General features: G+C 59.9%; 17 protein-coding genes. 13 read left to right on the top strand and 4 right to left on the bottom strand.

Features of this window, described 5'->3' with window-relative positions; genetic code table 11:
* Nucleotide 1: 1 nt before the first annotated feature.
* On the bottom strand, nt 2–604 hold the full coding sequence (locus BN2664_RS05385; RefSeq protein ID WP_007001223.1) for a biotin transporter BioY: 603 nt from the start codon (nt 602–604) through the stop codon (nt 2–4).
* A gap of 421 nt (nt 605–1,025) precedes the next feature.
* On the opposite strand from BN2664_RS05385, the gene BN2664_RS05380 reads away from it, so the two are divergent.
* From BN2664_RS05380 to BN2664_RS05360, 6 genes are all read left to right on the top strand, one after another.
* Nucleotides 1,026–2,261 (top strand): amidohydrolase, encoded by a 1,236-nt coding sequence (locus tag BN2664_RS05380; RefSeq protein ID WP_007001224.1) that lies wholly within the window; start codon nt 1,026–1,028, stop codon nt 2,259–2,261.
* Nucleotides 2,262–4,031, top strand: a complete 1,770-nt coding sequence (locus BN2664_RS05375; protein ID WP_007001225.1) for an MFS transporter — start codon at nt 2,262–2,264, stop codon at nt 4,029–4,031.
* A 383-nt stretch (nt 4,032–4,414) separates the two neighbouring features.
* Nucleotides 4,415–4,612, top strand: a complete 198-nt coding sequence (locus tag BN2664_RS05370) for a hypothetical protein (RefSeq protein WP_007001226.1) — start codon at nt 4,415–4,417, stop codon at nt 4,610–4,612.
* Nucleotides 4,613–4,816: 204 nt separating this feature from the next.
* Nucleotides 4,817–5,176: a hypothetical protein gene (locus BN2664_RS05365; RefSeq protein WP_007001227.1), complete on the top strand. Its 360-nt coding sequence runs from the start codon at nt 4,817–4,819 to the stop codon at nt 5,174–5,176.
* Nucleotides 5,177–5,329: 153 nt separating this feature from the next.
* Nucleotides 5,330–5,503 carry a hypothetical protein gene (locus BN2664_RS09160; RefSeq protein WP_155856489.1) on the top strand — a complete coding sequence of 58 codons (174 nt, stop codon included), beginning with the start codon at nt 5,330–5,332 and terminating at the stop codon, nt 5,501–5,503.
* A gap of 165 nt (nt 5,504–5,668) precedes the next feature.
* The gene (locus tag BN2664_RS05360; RefSeq protein ID WP_007001228.1) at nt 5,669–6,406 is read left to right on the top strand and encodes a phosphoglyceromutase; all 738 of its coding nucleotides are present in this window, start codon (nt 5,669–5,671) and stop codon (nt 6,404–6,406) included.
* 118 nt (nt 6,407–6,524) lie between these two features.
* On the opposite strand, the gene phoU is transcribed toward BN2664_RS05360, so the two are convergent.
* Nucleotides 6,525–7,208, bottom strand: coding sequence for a phosphate signaling complex protein PhoU (phoU, locus tag BN2664_RS05355; RefSeq protein ID WP_007001229.1), 684 nt, complete (start codon nt 7,206–7,208; stop codon nt 6,525–6,527).
* Between the two features lie 262 nt (nt 7,209–7,470).
* On the opposite strand from phoU, the gene BN2664_RS05350 reads away from it, so the two are divergent.
* The 3 genes from BN2664_RS05350 (at nt 7,471) to BN2664_RS05340 (ending at nt 10,135) form a co-directional block, all read left to right on the top strand.
* A complete protein-coding gene (locus tag BN2664_RS05350) occupies nt 7,471–8,799 on the top strand; it encodes a sensor histidine kinase (protein ID WP_007001230.1) in 1,329 nt (442 codons plus the stop codon).
* Nucleotides 8,796–9,488: a response regulator transcription factor gene (locus BN2664_RS05345; RefSeq protein WP_007001231.1), complete on the top strand. Its 693-nt coding sequence runs from the start codon at nt 8,796–8,798 to the stop codon at nt 9,486–9,488. Before BN2664_RS05350 ends, BN2664_RS05345 begins: the two co-directional genes overlap by 4 nt.
* Before the next feature lie 95 nt (nt 9,489–9,583).
* Nucleotides 9,584–10,135 carry a CarD family transcriptional regulator gene (locus BN2664_RS05340; RefSeq protein ID WP_007001232.1) on the top strand — a complete coding sequence of 184 codons (552 nt, stop codon included), beginning with the start codon at nt 9,584–9,586 and terminating at the stop codon, nt 10,133–10,135.
* A gap of 160 nt (nt 10,136–10,295) precedes the next feature.
* Here BN2664_RS05340 and BN2664_RS05335 read toward each other — a convergent pair whose 3' ends face one another.
* Nucleotides 10,296–11,711 carry an MFS transporter gene (locus tag BN2664_RS05335; protein ID WP_007001233.1) on the bottom strand — a complete coding sequence of 472 codons (1,416 nt, stop codon included), beginning with the start codon at nt 11,709–11,711 and terminating at the stop codon, nt 10,296–10,298.
* Nucleotides 11,712–11,778: 67 nt separating this feature from the next.
* On the opposite strand from BN2664_RS05335, the gene cysS reads away from it, so the two are divergent.
* The 4 genes from cysS (at nt 11,779) to BN2664_RS05315 (ending at nt 16,639) form a co-directional block, all read left to right on the top strand.
* Nucleotides 11,779–13,206, top strand: a complete 1,428-nt coding sequence (cysS, locus tag BN2664_RS05330; protein ID WP_007001234.1) for a cysteine--tRNA ligase — start codon at nt 11,779–11,781, stop codon at nt 13,204–13,206.
* A 94-nt stretch (nt 13,207–13,300) separates the two neighbouring features.
* The gene (gene rlmB / locus BN2664_RS05325) at nt 13,301–14,308 is read left to right on the top strand and encodes a 23S rRNA (guanosine(2251)-2'-O)-methyltransferase RlmB (protein WP_007001235.1); all 1,008 of its coding nucleotides are present in this window, start codon (nt 13,301–13,303) and stop codon (nt 14,306–14,308) included.
* 76 nt (nt 14,309–14,384) lie between these two features.
* Complete coding sequence (locus BN2664_RS05320) at nt 14,385–15,890, top strand: hypothetical protein (protein ID WP_007001236.1); 1,506 nt, start codon at nt 14,385–14,387, stop codon at nt 15,888–15,890.
* A gap of 38 nt (nt 15,891–15,928) precedes the next feature.
* Nucleotides 15,929–16,639 (top strand): ASCH domain-containing protein, encoded by a 711-nt coding sequence (locus BN2664_RS05315; protein WP_007001237.1) that lies wholly within the window; start codon nt 15,929–15,931, stop codon nt 16,637–16,639.
* Between the two features lie 67 nt (nt 16,640–16,706).
* Here the strand turns inward: BN2664_RS05315 and BN2664_RS05310 are convergent, their stop codons facing one another.
* Nucleotides 16,707–17,306: a LytR C-terminal domain-containing protein gene (locus BN2664_RS05310; RefSeq protein WP_007001238.1), complete on the bottom strand. Its 600-nt coding sequence runs from the start codon at nt 17,304–17,306 to the stop codon at nt 16,707–16,709.
* Nucleotides 17,307–17,430 lie beyond the last annotated feature (124 nt).

Genomic DNA, 17,430 nt, shown 5'->3' with positions numbered 1-17,430 from the left:
GCTACGCGCGGGCCTCGACGTCGCGAACGAGCTTCCATAGCGACGGGATCAAGCAGGCCGCGAGTAGCCACTTGATAATCCCTCCGATAATGAAGGGCGTGAAGCCGGCGTTCAGAGTCTGCGCAAAGGTGAGCGTGACGCCCGAAGTCTTGAGGATTGCCCACATATAGGGCATGCCGGTCAAGAAGGGGATGAGCGAGGCAATTCCGAAGGCGGCTAGGGCGCGCAATGAACGCCGATCCCAGCCGAGCTCAGCCAGCCGGCCAATGATCCAAGCCGCAATGGGGAAGCCGATAATGTAACCGAAGGATGGCTTGGCCAGAGTGGTGATCCCTCCGGTGAAGTCGGCGAACCAGGGCACTCCTGCCAGGCCGAGCGCCGCGTAGGTAACCATCGAGGCCGCGCCGCGCCGCGAGCCGAGCGTGGCTCCCACGAGTAGCACACCGAGGGTTTGCCCGGTAATTGGCACCGGCCAGAGCGGAATGGAAACCTGGGCCAGAAGCCCAACAACAAGCGCACCGGCTACTACCAGCGCAATATTAATCACGTTGGAGGTGCGAATTGCCTTATCGATAAGGACGGGTCGAATCGCGAGCGTGGACATAGTGTTACCTCCCTATCCTCGGCGATTTGAACAGTTTGATCTAGGTGTTCTATATCTTTTCATTCGCGAGGCCGAAATGGAATAAAGCCTGGGATTAAGTTCCCAATGTCTCTACGCTTGGCCGCCTTTCGCGCGGCAAAGCGTAGAAAACATAAATCGTGGCGCCAGAATAATGCCGGCGCGTAAGCTCCGTTGGGGGCGACCATAATGTAGACGCCGAGACTGCGAGGATCTATTGCGCGGCCAGGCTTCGATTGTTAAGGTTATCCGTCGCGGTTGAGGCGGCGTCGTCGCTGATAAAAAGCGTAAGTATCGGACGTTCTGCCCATGCCGCAGGGACATTTTCGAAGTTCAATGAGTGCGAGTATGGTTGTAATGCGTGCCACAAAGGCAAACCACGTTTCGTGTTTTAGGAGGGCGTATGTCGCGTTTTGATGCCGTGAAGTCGCTGGAAGAAATCCAGCCTAAGCTGGAGGAGCTCTACGTGGAGCTCCATCAGAATCCCGAACTTTCCATGCTCGAAGAAGAAACGGCGCAGAGGCTCGATGGGCTCCTGACCGATTTCGGTTTCGAGACGATGCGCATTGGTGGCGGCGTCGTCGGGATTCTTAAGAACGGAGAGGGCCCGGCGGTTCTCTACCGCGCGGATATTGATGGCCTCCCGGTGGAAGAGGCGACCGGTCTGGACTACGCCTCCACGAAGACGCAGCAGGATCGGAATGGCGCCACCCAGCACGTCATGCACGCCTGCGGGCATGATTTCCACATGACAGCGGGGATCGGAGCGGCGTGGGTGCTCGCGAACAATAAAGACGCCTGGTCCGGAACCTACGTAGCGCTGTTCCAGCCGGCGGAGGAAACCGCCGAGGGCGCGCGCTCGATGGTGGCTGACGGCCTGGTGGACAAGGTGAACGAGAAGATTGGAAAGCTGGATGTCGCACTCGCCCAGCACGTTCTCACCGTTCCCGAGTCCGGGAAGGTGGGGACGACGGCGGGGCCGGTGCTCTCCACTGCCGCTTCGCTTCGCATTACCGTCACCGGCAAGGGCTCGCACGGCTCCATGCCGCATTTGGGGATTGACCCGATTCTGCTCGCGTCCTCGATTGTGGTGCGTCTGCAGGGAATCGTGGCTCGCGAAATTGCGCCGTCGGACTTCGCGGTGGTGACCGTCGGTTCGCTTCAGGCGGGGACGCAGGCGAACATTATTCCGAATGCGGCCACCCTGCTACTGAACGTGCGCGCCTACTCCAATGAGATTCGCGAACAGCTCATTGAGGCTATTCGCCGTATTGTGATCGCCGAATGTGAAGCATCGGGTACCGAGGTGGAGCCGTCCATCGAGGTCTACGATGAATTCCCGCTCACCAACAACGATGAGGAAGTGCATGAGGTTGTGCGCAGTGCCTTCATTGAGTACTTCGGAGAGGATCGGGTGGAGCACTTGGCTCCGGTAACCGCCTCTGAAGACTTCTCGATTGTGCCGGACGCTTTCGGTGTTCCGTACTGCTACTGGGGTTTTGGCGGTTTCGAAGCTGGTCAGCAAACCTACCCCAACCACAACCCGCATTTCGGGCCCACGTTGCAGCCCACCTTGCGGACTGGCGCCGAGGCCGCAGCAACTGCGGCACTCGCTTATCTTGGAAAAGGAGCCAATTAAATGGCCAAAAAGAATAATTCCGTGGCGCAGGCCGCCGCGGGCGAGACGAAATTCGTAGGAGGGGACAAGCTCCTCCTCGGCATCGTGCTCGCGGTGTTGACATACTGGCTCTTCGCCGGCACGCTCGGAAACCTGGTGACCGTCATCGTTGGCGATATCGGCACCGAGCATATTTCGGAGTCGGTGGTTTCGCTCGCCGCGCCGCTGGCGGGCCTGTTCTCCGGTCTGTTCATCGTGGTGATGGGCGGCCTGGCGGACAAAGTTGGCCGCGTTAAGGTGACGCTCATCGGCATCGTGCTCTCGGCAATTGGCTCGCTTTTGCTCGTGCTCGCCACGGGCGGCCTCGCCACCCCGCTGATGCTCGTAGGCCGTGCTCTGCAGGGCCTGTCCACGGCGTGCATCATGCCTGCCACCATGGCGCTCCTCAAGGACTATTGGGAGGGACCGGCGCGCCAGCGCGCGGTGTCCATGTGGTCGATTGGTTCGTGGGGCGGTTCGGGCCTCGCCGCGCTCTTTGGTGGTTTCGTTTCCCAGCAGCTCAACTGGCGCTGGATCTTCATCATTTCCATCATTATTGCGGTGATCGCCTTCGTTCTTATTCTGGGTACGCCCGAATCGAAGGCCGCGGTGGTAACGAAGAAGAAGTTTGACGTCGTTGGTCTCATCATCTTCATGATCGCGCTTCTGTGCCTGATGGTGGCCCTGATCTTCGGAGCCGGGATGCCCAATGGTGGCTGGATGTCTCCGATTACCTTGGCTCTTTTCGCCATCGCAATTGTGGGCATGGGTCTGTTCGTGAAATGGGAGATGTCGCAGGACAATCCGTTCATCGACTTCTCGCTTTTCAAGAACACCACCTTTACCGGTGCCACGATCTCGAACTTCATGATCAACGCGACGATTGGCCTGCTCAACGTCTCCCAGCTGGTGCTGATTGGTGCGCGTCCGCGCACCATCGAGGACTGCGGTTCAGACCTGTGCCGGCAGAACTTCGTTGATCTGAACGGGGACGGCATTCACGATCAGTTCGTTTCCGCCTGGGATGCCGGGCTCCTCACGCTCAGCTACGGCGTGATGATCATCGCCTTCATTCGCGTTGGCGAGAAGCTCCTGCAAAAGTACGGCCCGCGCAAGCCTATGCTCTGGGGCTCGGCCATCGTGATCCTGGCCGGCGCATTGCTCACGCCCACCTTCTTCAACCTGGGCACCTACAAGATCCTGGCGATCATTGGATACGGCCTGTTCGGCCTGGGCCTGGCGTTCTACGCCACGCCGTCCACCGACGCCGCGCTCTCCAACCTGCCGAGCGAAAAGTCCGGTGCCGGATCTGGTATCTACAAGATGGCATCCTCGCTGGGTGGTGCGATTGGCCTCGCGCTTTCGCTCACCATCTTCAATGCCTTGAAGGGCGGTAGCGGTGAGGACGTCACGTACGCGCTCACGATGTCCGGGGTGCAGGACAATACGTCCCTGCGCTTTGCGGGCATGGTGGTGATGCTCTTCAATATCTTCCTCACCCTCATCGCGATTATCTCCATTGTGATGACGGTTCCGAAGGGTGGCGGAAGCCGCGACCTGGGCAAGGTTGCGCCGTCCGCGGCCCCGGCTCCGCACGCGACGGCGGACGAAGAGCGCGCTGCCGTGATCGATCGCCTCTCGGCACTTTCGCTCTCCGAGCTTGAAGAGCTCGAGCGCCAGGTGATGATCAACAAGCTCGAGAAGCTCGATCCCAAGGTGCTCCAGCGCTTGGTTGAGGAGTATCGAAGCTAGGACTCTCCGTTGGCCTCCCACAAAAATATGAGGGGTCAATAACGTAGTGGATAAAAGGCATCGCGCCGGCCGGGTTTCTCCCAGCCGGCGCGATGCTGTATCGGTCTTGTGCAGGTTCTGAATTCGGATTAATTGCTATCGCTTTTGCGCCGGATGGCAAGGAGCTTGAACCGATTGTCGTACAGAATCTACGGGGATCGGATGAGGGATTTTACGTGGAGACGCGCGTATATCTAGTGCAGGTTTAAAGCATTAATTTGCGAGTGGCGGAGCTTTCATGCCGGGGCCTGTGATGTTTGGTCGGTCCGGCCTAAAATGCGGGTGACGCCATCGGAGGCAAGGTCGATGGCGACAACTGATCGCAAACGAAAGGCATGAGGATAATGCGTGAATTTCAGGTGAACCTCAAGAACAACGGTGATGACTGGACCGCTCAGGGCCTGGATCTGCCGGAGTTGACCGCTGAGGGAGCTTCCTTGACGGAGGTGCGCGAAAATGTTGAGAAGCGCCTTCCCGAGGTGGCGAAGCTTGAAACTGGCGAGAAGTGGCACGTGACGTATCAGATGTCCAAGGAAGCATAGGTTAGACCTAGCGAAGCTAGAGTATCGCGCGGCGGCGAGGCCGGGCGCTCTGCTGGAGCGGCCGCTTCGCCGCCGTCGTATCGCGTACCGTTGTAGCGCATACCGCCGTCGCGCCTACCCGCCACCGCCGGCCCGCTTCCCGGCCGCGGGGAACGGGCGCGACAACAGAAAGCATCCGAATTGAAAACGGTAGAGGTTGGATAGATGAGATCGAATAACCCCGCTCCTAATCCGCGCGAGAACGTGCTGCGGTCGGTTCCGGGACTCGTATGGGGGCTACTGCTCATGTGGCTGGGCACCCAACTGCAGGCCGACCCTGCCTACCGGGTGAACTCGCCCCTTATGTTTTGGCTTTTCGTGGCGGGCTTGGCGATCACGCTGATCGGCGGGGGAGCGGCGCTTTACCTCACCGAATACGATCTGCGCGAAGTGATCGTTTTCGGATGTTTCGCCCTCCTTACTTTTGGGCTCCTTTTGGTCAGCAACACCGAACCCATGCGCTTTGTAGTCATCGTGATGGCCCTCGTGTATTCGGGTTTCTACGGCTTTATTGCGCGCTCCTAGCCGCGTCGTATTTCGCGCTTTTAGCCGCGCCCCCACGGAAGCTACCACGCTATTTCGCGTTTTAGCTGCGCCGGCACGGAGCCGCCGCACCCATTTCATTGAAAACAAAACTATCGCGCGCGCAAATTGTTTCGAAAACGGTACTCTGGTGGAATGAAGAAGATTCTTGCGCTTGCCGCCCTCGCGCTCGCGGCCCTTGGTTTTTCCGGCTGTAGCTCCTCGAACGAGGTGCCTGATCCAACCCCAACCGCCACTCAGTCCGGCACGGCGGAGGTTTGCGCTCCTGGCGGGGACACCGATTCGGGGAAGATTCCTGGCTGCGAATAAGCTGAGCCACCTGTAGAAGCCCCCTTAACGCCCTTGTTAAGGGGACCAATGCATTATAACGCAGTGTGGGATATGTCTCGGGACGAGCGTCCCGGTGATTGATTCTTACCCTTCCTCCGCCGTTCGTCCTGGTGCTCGGGCGGGGGAGCGTGGAACAATAATGCCATGACTTACACCCTGGTATTGCTCCGCCACGGCGAGAGCGAATGGAATTCGAAGAATCTGTTCACGGGCTGGGTCGATGTACCGCTTTCCGAAAAGGGACGCGCTGAGGCAAAGCACGGCGGTGAGCTCCTCAAGGAAAACAACATCCTTCCTGACGTTGTTTTCACTTCGCTCCTGCGCCGCGCCATCTCGACCGCGAATATCGCGCTCGATGTTGCCGACCGTCACTGGATCCCGGTTCATCGTCACTGGCGTTTGAACGAGCGTCACTACGGTGCACTGCAAGGCCTGAACAAGAAGGAAATCCGCGACCAGTACGGCGAGGAACAGTTCATGGCTTGGCGTCGCTCCTACGACGTACCGCCGCCCGAGATCGAGCTTGGCTCGGAATGGTCGCAGGACCAGGATCCGCGCTACGCGGGTGAGCCGGTTCCGCGTTCGGAGTGCCTCAAGGACGTTATCGCCCGTATGCTCCCGTTCTGGGAGTCGGAGATCGTCCCCACGATCAAGACGGGCAAGACGGTTATGATCGCCGCTCACGGTAACTCGCTCCGCGGCGTTGTGAAGCATCTAGATGAGATCTCGGACGAGGATATTCCCGGTCTGAACATTCCAACCGGTATTCCGCTCGTCTACGAGCTCGATGAGGAGACGCTCAAGCCCGTGAAGAAGGGCGGCACCTACCTTGATCCCGAAGCTCAGAAGAAGATCGAAGAGGTTGCTAACCAGGGCAAGTAAAAGCCCATATAAGTGAACTCAATCCTTGGGGGCGTTCGTAGCCGAAGCTGCGAACGCCCCCAAGACCTATGGTGATACGGAAAGGATTCTGGTCGATTTAGGCCCGGCCTTGCGGGTTTTAGCCGAGCATTTCTTCCTCGGTGCTGGGCCCCGGATCGGCATCAACGTGCAGGCCTGTGATAAGGAAGCGCATATTGCGCGCCGCGTTCACGCCCTGATCGCCGTAGCGCTCGAGGAAGCGGCCGAGCAGAACCACGTCAACCACGGTCTGACGGGTCAAGTCGTTGTTTTCGTCGAGTACGAGGTCGAAGGTCTCGCGGTGGAGCTCATCCAGCCGGTCATCCTCTATCTCGATCTGCTTAGCCAGGTCAATATCCTGGTTCTCAATCATCTGTTCAACCTTCTTGCCGGTGTGGGCGGCTTCTTCAGCCATCTTGACGAGGAGGTCGTAAGCCTTGCCGTCCACCGCGGTCTGCGGGAAGCGGCCCCGGGCAATATAGGCAACGTGGCGCGCCAAATCGCCCATGCGTTCCAGGATCGTGCCGATGCGAAGGGCAGTAACAACCGTGCGTAGATCGGAGGCCACCGGCGCCTGGCGCGCGAGCAACGAAATCGTCATTTCTTCGATCTGGCGCTCGAAAGCGTCAATATTGCTGTCGGCGTCGATAACGCTTTCGGCCAGTCCGAGGTTCGCGTCTCGAAGTGACTTTGAAGCGCGATCCATCGCCTTCGCGGCGCTCCGCGCCATCATTGTGAGGGTCTCTTCAAGAGACCTCATTTCGTTTCGAAATTCCTCGCGCATTAATGCTCCTTGTTAAACGGGTGCGAGTGCTAGCACATGGCTGGCACCATCGTGGCGCTTCGTCGACTCACGAACTCACGAAAATCCATCCGCGATTTGTGCTTTCGCAAACCAGCGCACCCGATTTAGCCAGCACCACGATGGCGCACTTGCCGATGATGACACCACCCTATGTTGAATTTAACCCAGCCGCTCTGTGAACGATCGGTAAACAAATCTAAATTCATTTCCGAGCCGGGCCAAAGGTGGATACCCTGGGAATATGAGTGATTTAGTTGCCACGGCGAACCTCGATCTGGGGCTGTCGTCTGGAACCATGGTGCTGCTCCTGGTGGCCGCGCTCGTGGGGCTGGCCGTTGGAGTGATCGCTTCACTCGCGTATTCCTATTCGCAGAGAGAGTTTCACGCCGGCGGGGAAAGCCGGCAACCAGAAGATGCCGCGGTGCAGTCCGAGCGCATCCTCGATGCGATTCCGCAGTTTCACATAGTGGTGGCCGAGGGAAATCGAGTTGAACGCGCTTCCACGCAGGCATATAGCTTCGGGATTGTGAAGAACGATGCGCTGGCCCGCCCGGAATTTAAAGACGTGGCGCAGGCCGTTCGCTCCACTGGCGAGATTGTGCAGAAAAACCTGCGGATTCGCCGCTCAGCACTCAAAGACCAAACGGATATTCGCCTCGCGGTTTACGGTGCGCCACTTTCGGCAGGCCGGATCCTCATACTTTTCGAAGACAATACGAAGAAGATTCGGGTGGAAGAAACCCGGCGCGATTTCGTGGCGAACGTTTCCCACGAGTTAAAGACGCCCGTGGGCGCCATCAGTTTGTTGGCGGAGACCATTGATTCTGCGGCTGATGATCCGCAGGCTGTGCACCACTTCTCCCGGCAGCTCAACCTCGAGGTTGAGCGTTTGCGCGGCCTCGTGCTTGATATGATCGAGCTTTCCCGGGTCCAAGACCGGGATGCGCTTTCGGTGCCGGAACTGGTGGATGTAGACGCCGTCGTCGCTGAATCGGTAGCGCGCATGGAAGTGGAAGCGAAGGAACGCGACGTCAATATCGTCACCGGTGGTACCCCGGAGCTTAAGGTCTACGGGGACCGGAAAATGCTCGCCACCGCGATGCGAAATTTGCTCGATAACGCGGTGCGCTACACCCGTCCGCACGGGCGCGTTTCGATGGCGACCAGTTTGGTGGACGGTCAGGTAAGTATCGCCGTTATTGACCAGGGCGAGGGTATTCCGCCCGAGCTCCACGATCGTATTTTTGAGCGTTTTTACCGCGGCGATGCGGCTCGCGATCGCAACTCGGGCGGGTCGGGCATTGGCCTGGCCATCGTCAAACACGTGGTGCAAGACCACGGCGGCCGCATCAAGCTTTGGAGCCGAAAGGGGCAGGGCTCCACGTTTACGGTGTTATTGCCCGAACCCTACATTCCGGAGCCGGCGGACGGAGAGCTCGCGGAGGCAGAACCCACGGATGTTGCGCCGACGACGCCGGAGTTCACGACGCCGGGCGCCGCGCCAGAAAATCTGGTGCCGGCCGCGGGCCGAGCTGATGGAGTACCTAACCCAAAGGAGCACACACTATGACGCGAATCCTCGTGGTCGACGACGAACCTACCTATCGCGATACCCTGTCTTTCAATCTTGGCCGGGATGGTTTTGAAGTAGAGACGGCGTCGGACGGGAACATGGCACTCGAACGGTTCCACTCCAAGAATCCGGATCTCATTTTGCTCGACCTCATGCTCCCCGGGATTTCGGGGGAGGAGGTGGCGCGCCGGGTGCGTCAGGAATCGAGTGTGCCGATCATTATGCTCACCGCCAAGGATTCGGAAATTGACAAGGTGGTGGGGCTGGAAGTCGGCGCGGACGATTACGTGACCAAGCCGTACTCCTACCGTGAGCTGGTGGCGCGCGTGCGCGCGGTGATGCGCCGGGTGGATTCAGGTTCGCTCGACGATGACTCTTCGGATGTGCTCAGCGTGGGACGGGTGGAAATGGACACCGAGAAGCACGAGGTGCGGGTGGCCGGCGAGGTAGTGCAAATGCCGCTACGCGAATTTGAGCTTCTCGAGCTGTTTATCCGCAACCCCAACCGCGTGCTCACGCGCTCGCAGATCCTGGATCGAATCTGGGGAGTGGATTATCTGGGTGACTCGAAAACGCTCGATGTGCACGTGAAGCGAATCCGCTCGAAAATTGAGGAAGATTCTAAGACGCCGAAGTTGCTCGTTACGGTGCGAGGGCTGGGGTACAAGCTCGTTTCGCAGGGCTAATTTGGGCCTCGCGAACCCTATACCTTTCGTGCTAGAATGTCTATTCGTATAGCGCGATTTATTCGCGATGTCGAAGCGGAAAGGGTCATTACTCCATGCCGTTCAAGGTTGGCGAAACCGTCATTTACCCTCACCATGGGGCCGCTGAAATCATTGAAATTTCGGATAAGGTCATTCGAGGTGAGAAGCGGCGTTACCTTACTTTGAACGTGACGCAGAGTGAAATGGTGATCCAGGTTCCCGAATCATCACTCGAAGAAGTAGGCGTGCGCGATGTTTCCAATGAGGAACAGCTGCAGCGCGTTTTTGATGTCCTGCGGGTGGCGGAAATCGAGGAGCCCTCGAATTGGAGCCGTCGCTACAAGGCAAACTCTGAGAAGCTTTCCTCCGGTGACGTGATGAAAGTTGCCGAGGTCGTGCGCGATCTTACCCGCCGCGATCACGAGCGCCATCTTTCCGCTGGTGAGAAGCGCATGTTGCAGCAGGCTCGGCAAATCCTCGGTTCGGAAGTTGCGCTGGCGCGCGATTTGAACGAAGAAGATACCGGGGCGCTGATGGATGAGATCCTGCTCGAAGGCGAGGAAGAAGCCCAGCGGATCGCCGCTGAAAACAAGGGCAAGAAGAAAGCCAAGGCCGCGGGCAAATAACAGCGTTGGCATTAAAACTTCAGAGGGCCGGGATTAATCCCGGCCCTCTTTGCGTCGTTGGCTCAACCCAGCGATCGCCGCGCAATATTTTCGCGTGGCCGCACTCGCGGTGCTAGCGCTCCGCGGGCTCGGCTTTTTGCGGCTGGGATTGGCCGCGGGTTTAGTTCGAGCGGGCGGGGCTTGCGGCAGGCCGTTTCTGGCCCGGCTTGGCATCATGCACGGGCAGGAAGAGTAGCAAGCCAACCAAGAGCACGAAGGCGATGCCCAGCACCCCGAAATGCGCAGCCAGATCCTGGGGTACACCGCTGGCCGCCGCGCCAATGGTGATCGCCACGCCGTACATGAGCGGGGAGAGGAAGGAGATCGCGCGGCCCGTGGTGGCGTAAAGTCCGAACATTTCTCCGCTCAACCCCGGCGGGGTAACGCGAATAAGGTAGGTGCGCGAAGAGCTTTGCACCGGGCCCACGAAGATACATAGCACCAGGCCACACACCCAAAATGCGGCTTTCCCGCTCGAGTGCAGGGCAAACACCCCAAGTCCCGCGGCGAGCATAAGCACCAGGGACAAAATAATGAGCTTGCGCGATCCAATCCGGTCGTCAATAAAACCAAACAGCATGGTGGCGATACCGGCCACGAGATTCGCGGCGATACCGAAAATCAAAACTTCCCCGGCGCTAAACCCGTACGCCGCGGCTGCCAGGGTGCCGCCAAAGGAAAAGACTCCCGCCAGGCCGTCGCGGTAGACGGCGGAGGCGAGGAGGAACCACACAATGGAGCGATCGCGGTTCCAGAGAGTGCGAATTTGATGGAAGAGTTGCTTATAAGCGCCCACCAGGCCGACCGGAGGTTTGCCGTTGGGGCCCGTGTCCACGGAGGAGATCATAAGCGGCGCGGAGAAAATCAATGTCCACAGCGCGCAGGCGATCATGCAGGCCCGGATGTCGAGGCCGGCGTCGCTGGTTACCCCGAACCATCCCACCTCTGGCCCGATAAATCCGACGTACAAAATCAGCAGCAGCACGATTCCGCCCACATATCCCATTCCCCAGCCGAAGCCGGAAACGCGCCCCACCGTTCCCGGCTTGGAAATATCGGAGACCATGGCGTTATAAACCACCGAGCCAATTTCGAAAAGAATGTTGCCGATGGCGAGTAGCACAATGCCGATCAAGAGCAGCGAGGTGGAGTGCGGCTTAGCCCAGAACATTCCGACCATGCAGGCGATGGTTCCGAGGGTGGTAACGGAAAGTAGCGTGTTCTTCTTTCCCGTCCGATCCGCCCACTGCCCAATGGTGGGGGCGATAAGTGCAACCACCAGGCCCGCCAGCGAAAGCCCCCAGGCCACCCGGGTATTGGCTTGCGGTCCGAAGTTGGAGGCCGCGGTGAGGTAGGGGGTGAAAACGAAGGTGGTGACGACGGCGTTAAAGGCTGCCGACCCCCAGTCCCAGAGGGACCACGCCCAGACTTTCTTCGTCAAAAAGCCCATGCCACTCTTGGCCGGCGCATCGGATTTTTCATTTCCGCTCGTGGAGACGTGCCCACCGCTAGCGGGCTCTGTGGATTGTGATGCCATGGCTAAGAGAATAAACCACGATGGTAAACAAAGTTATTCGTGTCGGATTTGCCGCTAGGCTAGACCCGTGAGTTTCGAAATCTATGATTCCTCCTACCGGTCCAACCGCGAGTTCGTTCCCATCCACGAGGGAAAGGTCGGGATTTACCTGTGTGGTGCCACGGTTCAGGGCGCTCCGCATATCGGCCATATGCGCTCGTCGGTAGCGTTCGATGTGCTCGTGCGGTGGCTGAAGAAATTGGGGTACGACGTCGCCCTGGTTCGTAACGTCACCGATATTGACGATAAGATCCTGGCCAAATCCGCCGAAGCGGATCGCCCGTGGTGGGCCTGGGGATATCGGTTTGAGCACGAATTCACTCATGCCTATGAGGCGCTGGGGGTGCTATCGCCTACTTACGAGCCTCACGCCACCGGCCATATCACCCAGATGCTCCACCTCATCCAGGAAATCATTGATAACGGCCACGCCTACGTAGGCAACCCGGGCAATGTGTACTTTGACGTCTCGTCCTTGAAGGACTACGGCTCGCTCACCCGGCAAAGCCTTTCGCATATGGTGGTTGACGAAACCGAGATGGAGCCCGATAAACGCAATCCGCACGACTTCGCGCTGTGGAAGGCGCATAAGCCCTCCGAGCCGGAAACGGCATCCTGGGATTCTCCCTGGGGGCGGGGCCGGCCGGGCTGGCACCTTGAATGCACGGCAATGTCCACCCACTACCTCGGCGATGAATTCGATATCCACGCCGGCGGAATTGATTTGCGCTTCCCGCATCACGAGAACGAGCAGGCGCAGGCGCACGCTGCCGGCCGCCGCTTTGCCAAGCAATGGATGCATAATGCATGGGTGACGGTCAAGGGTGAGAAGATGGGTAAGTCTCTGGGCAATGCGCTGGAGGTTGAGAACATCCTCAAGGAAGTTCCGGCCGTGGTGTTGCGCTTTGCCCTGGGTACCGTGCACTACCGCTCCACCGTGGAGTACTCTCCGGAGACCCTGGCCGAAGCCGCCGCGGTGTGGGAGCGTTTGGCGGGATTCGTGGATCGCGCGGTGGATGCGGTCGAGGAGGTCCCGGCCGAGGAAGTTGCCCAGATTCCGCTGGAGGATCTTCCGGAAGCCTTTGTGGAAGCGATGAACGACGACCTCAATGTTTCCGGCGCTTTGGCGGCGATCCACGAAGAGGTGCGGCGCGGTAATAACGCGCTGGCCGAACGCGATGATCCGGTAATTCGCGAGGCGCAGTTGCGCACCCGCGCCATGCTGGACGTGCTGGGCCTGGATCCGCTCGCCGCGCCCTGGCGCGGGCGGGGCGGTTCCTCCTCGGCTGATGCGGCCCTCGAGACCCTGGTAGAGGAGATGCTTGCCCAGCGCGCGGAGGCCCGCGCCGAAAAGAATTGGGCGCGTGCCGATGAGTTGCGTGATGCGCTCACCGCTGCCGGCATCGTAGTTGAGGATTCGGCCGACGGCGCCCGGTGGCATCTGGGATCTAAGTAAAACCTGGTGGCGCGGCCGGGTCGCCCGGCGGCGTCGTCGGGAAGGTAAGATAATCGCGCGAAACCGCTAGTTAACGGGAGAAGAGCGAGGCAGGATGGCAGACGGACGCACGCGACGGCCGAAGGGGAAGAAGGGGCCCACCAAGGGCACCGGAGGGCATAACCGCAACCGATTGAAGGGGCGCGGGCCCACCCCGAAGGCGGAGGACCGCGTCTACCACAAGGCGCATAAGGCGAAACTCGCCGCGGAAGAAAAGGCGCGGCGCGAGGAAGCTCGCAAGGCTTCGCGCACGCCCAAACTGCGCGCGGAGCTCGCAATTGCCGAAGGCCACGAGCTCGTGGTGGGGCGAAACCCGGTACTCGAGGCGGTGCGGGCGGGAATTCCGCTTTCGCGCGTGTTCCTCGCCGCGTCGATGACGAGCGATGAGCGACTCCAGGAAGTGGCGCAGCGGGCAACCGCTTCCGGCACGCGCCTGGTGGAGGTTTCGCGCACCGAACTCGACCGCATGTGCGGGGGTGAAACTCACCAGGGCGTCGGCATTGAGGTGCCGCCCTACGCCTACGCGGACGCTGAAGAGCTCGCTGACTCGGCGGACGATCGCAGTAGCGCCAAGGATGTTCCCCCGCTTTTCATTGCTTTGGATTCGGTGACCGATCCGCACAATTTGGGCGCGGCGATGCGAAGCGCGGCAGCTTTCAACGCCGACGGCGTGATTATTCCGGAGCGGCGAGCGGCGGGCGTGAATGCGACGGTATGGAAAGTCAGCGCCGGGGCGGCCGCGATTTTGCCGGTGGCGCGAGTGACGAATCTGGTGCGTACCCTGCAGGATTTCAAATCACGCGGCTACTTTGTGGTGGGCCTGGACGGCGGCGGAGACGTTTCGATTGAAAACCTGGAGCTGGCCGACACCCCGCTGGTGCTCGTCACCGGTTCCGAGGGGAAGGGCCTAGCGCGCCTAACGCGCGAGACCTGCGATCAGATTGCCTCGATTCCGATCTCCGCGCGCATGGAATCTCTCAACGCGGCGGTTGCCACCGGCATCGCGCTCTATGAGGTGGCTCGCCTGCGTGCCCATCGCGTAGAGGGTGGCGCTGGCGAATAATTCAGCGCGGCAATTCTAGCTTTTCCCTTCGATTTATCTACGATGGAAGGGCAAGCGGGAGGAAGGTGCATTGCACATGGACGAGAACACGAAGAAATACAATTGGCGTCCCGTTCGCGGCGAAATTCTGCGCAATGACCAGTCGCTCGCGGGCCCGGCTGATATTGAGGAATTCTTTGCCGAAGAAGGCGTGGTTGCGCGCGGTGAGCATGAGGGCGCCCTTTTCCGCTTCGAAATTGCGGTGGTTGGCAGGCGCCGGCGCGTGGCGACCATTAAGCGCTCCGACGACGGCAAGGAGTTCATTGGTCCGGGCCGCCACCTCACCGATTTTCTGGAGCGCGCCTACGCCACCTTGCGCAAAGTCCGGGTGGAAGCGGATAACGAGGTGCTCGGTGACACCATTGACCTCGGCGAAGTGCCGATTACCGAGGATGATTTTGCCTATGCGGATGCCGATGTGGCCGCGGATGGTGGCGTAGCCGCGGGGGATGGCGCCGCTACGGATCTCGGCCTCGAAGGCGCGCCGATTTCGGGCGAGCACGAGGGCGAGGCGGGCCTTCCGGAAGGGGAGGTAGAGAACCTCCTGGCCGACGACGAAGGTAAAATTCCTACGCTCAACGATGGGCCGATGCTCGTGGTTTCCGATGTGCCATTTGCGCGGGTGCCGGGGCTAGCCGCGCGCATTAATGCGCCGGTCGCCGTTATGCCTGCCGAAGACGGAGCCAATGCCATGGTAGCTGATGTTCCGCTGACGAAGGCGGCGAAGATTGGAAGCCAGCCGGGCTTTGTTTTGGTGCTTTCCGTTGACCTCAGCGGCGAACGTAATCCGGTGCTGGTAATCCGACAGGATTCTGGCATTGCCTCGTGGAAGTGGATCGATACCCTCTCCGATATGAGCCACACCGAGGCTTCGGAGGCGGCCAGCCAGTTTGCCCGCCGCGAGCTGGGATCGGGAGCACGGGCGGCGCGTATTATCAACGACTTCCCCTCGGTTGACCCGGGTGATTTACTCGATGCGCTCAACGCTCCGGCGGAAGAGGGTGTGGCGAAGTTCGTGGAAGCAATTCATCTGCCGCACGAGGTTTCCGATACTTTGGCCGGTCTCTTAGAGGCACGGCGCATCCCGGAGGCCACGGTTTTTGAACCGGAGGCTTTCCGTAAGCGCTTCCAATCCAGCATGGCCTATGAGGTTTCCGGGCAGGGCCGGGCCCCCGCCGAATTCTGGGAGTTCTACCGCAAGATTTATCTGCGCCATCCGCGCGCTTTGGAGGTCGGTGCTACCGTTCAAGCCGGAATTGGTACCGCGCTCGGGGTGGCAGGTGTGCGTTTGTGGAATAAGCGCGGCGGGAAGTTGCTCACCGCTGTCGGCGCAGGTCTCGCGGTCAACGCCGCGATACGCATTCTCACCACTCAGTGGATCCAGGTAGCGCTCGAACGCGCCGGGCTGGCCGAGCGCCTGCGCATGGCCGCTGAAGAAGAAATGGCGTCCCAAGCTGCTGAAGCCGATGAGGCCGAAGCCGCGCCTGGCAAAGAAAAAACCGGCTCCGAGCCCGCTACCGAAAATAATGAACCTGGCGAGTAGCGTCGCGCCACTCGTTCTCCTCGGGAAAGGTAAAAATCGTGGAAATTTTTGATTTTTCCAAGCGCAATAAGCGCGCTACCGCGGATGATTCCCGCGCGGAACAGCCCACCGCGGAACAGCCCACCGCGGAACAGCCCATCGCTGAAGCGCTAACCGACGCGGATGCCAGCGGCGCGCAGGCACCTGCCCCGCAGACACCTGCCACGCAGCCGGAGCTCTCAAATGAGATCCCGCAGGTCCCCGATGCGGATCTGGAGGCCTTCTGGACTCGCGCGATCACCCGGGCCAAGCTCAATCCGCTCGAGGTGGTGCTCGGATCTGACAATGCATCCGTTTTCCGCCCTCCGGCTTTCGCATTCGGAGATGGTCCGGAAATGGCCACCGAGCTTGCGCAGCTGGTGATTTCGGGGCAAAAAACAGCTACGACGTCGCTCGCCAAGGCATACGAAGAGACGGGGGAGGGCCTTCCCCAGGTCGGCGAACTAGCAATTGTGACCGACGGGTCCGGTGCTCCGTGCGCTCTGATCGTCACCGAGCAGGTAGAGGTCATGCCGTTCTTGGAAGTCGACGCTACAGTTGCCCGCGCGGAAGGCGAAGGAGACCTCAGCCTCGAGTATTGGCGAGCCGCTCACCAGGAATTCTTTGGCCGAGAAGCGGCCTTGTTCGGTATTGATTTCAACCCGGAGGCCGATGAGGTCGTGGTTGAACATTTCAAGGTGCTCTATAGTCCCGAACTCCACGAAGCCTAGGCGGGCCGCCGGCCGCGCGGGCGGCGGCAACGCACGGCCACCGTTTTCCAAGCGCCGGGAGATTGCGCTAGTTGTCGCTGTTCGCCGCCGCGATATCGATGCACCCCTCGGGCGATTCAAATTCGGTCTGCGGGAATTCTTGAGCAACTTCTTCGGGCGTACGAACGGCGTCGAACTTATCACCCAACACCACGGTGAGCGACTCGCCGCTCATATCGTTGGAGAAGACGACCACGGCGCCCGGCAAGAAGCGGGCCAGTGTGTACGCGCCCTCAAGTCCGGCGGGTCCGGCAATGATGCGTGCCGGTTCTTCGAGCTTTTCGTTCCAGTTTCCGGTGTTCGAGACGTTCATCCCGGCGTTTGCAAGCGCCTGCCCCACGCTGCCGGCGAGTCCGGATCGCTCAGTGGAGTTGTAGACGAGCACGTTGATAGTTCCCGGGTCGACGGCGCTGCTGCCTTGCGGTGGGCAGGGAATGACGACGCTACTCGCCTTTTCCGGCTTTGAGAACGCCGGGTTGATGAGTGCGGGCAGAACTCCGGCCCATACGAGCAGGCACAGAGCGAGCAAAAACATCAAGATGCCGCCGAGGGTAGCGAAAATAACTGTCTGCCTCTGCTGCGTCTTCTTGCGGTAGACGGCGCGTGTTTGGGTTCTCTGCTCGCTCACAGCACCCACCGTAATTTATTTTTGTGCCAGCGGGTACATTAAACGCGGAAAATCCCGGGTGATTTTGGCCCGGCTTCAGCTCGCGTGATGTGGTAGCTATCGCATTTTCGCCTTTCAGAATTCC

This window comes from Actinobaculum massiliense (assembly GCF_001457435.1).
GTDB classification, from domain to species: domain Bacteria; phylum Actinomycetota; class Actinomycetes; order Actinomycetales; family Actinomycetaceae; genus Actinobaculum; species Actinobaculum massiliense.
The sequence above is the reverse complement of the archived record's forward strand: the minus strand, read 5'-3'. Positions and strand labels throughout refer to the sequence as shown.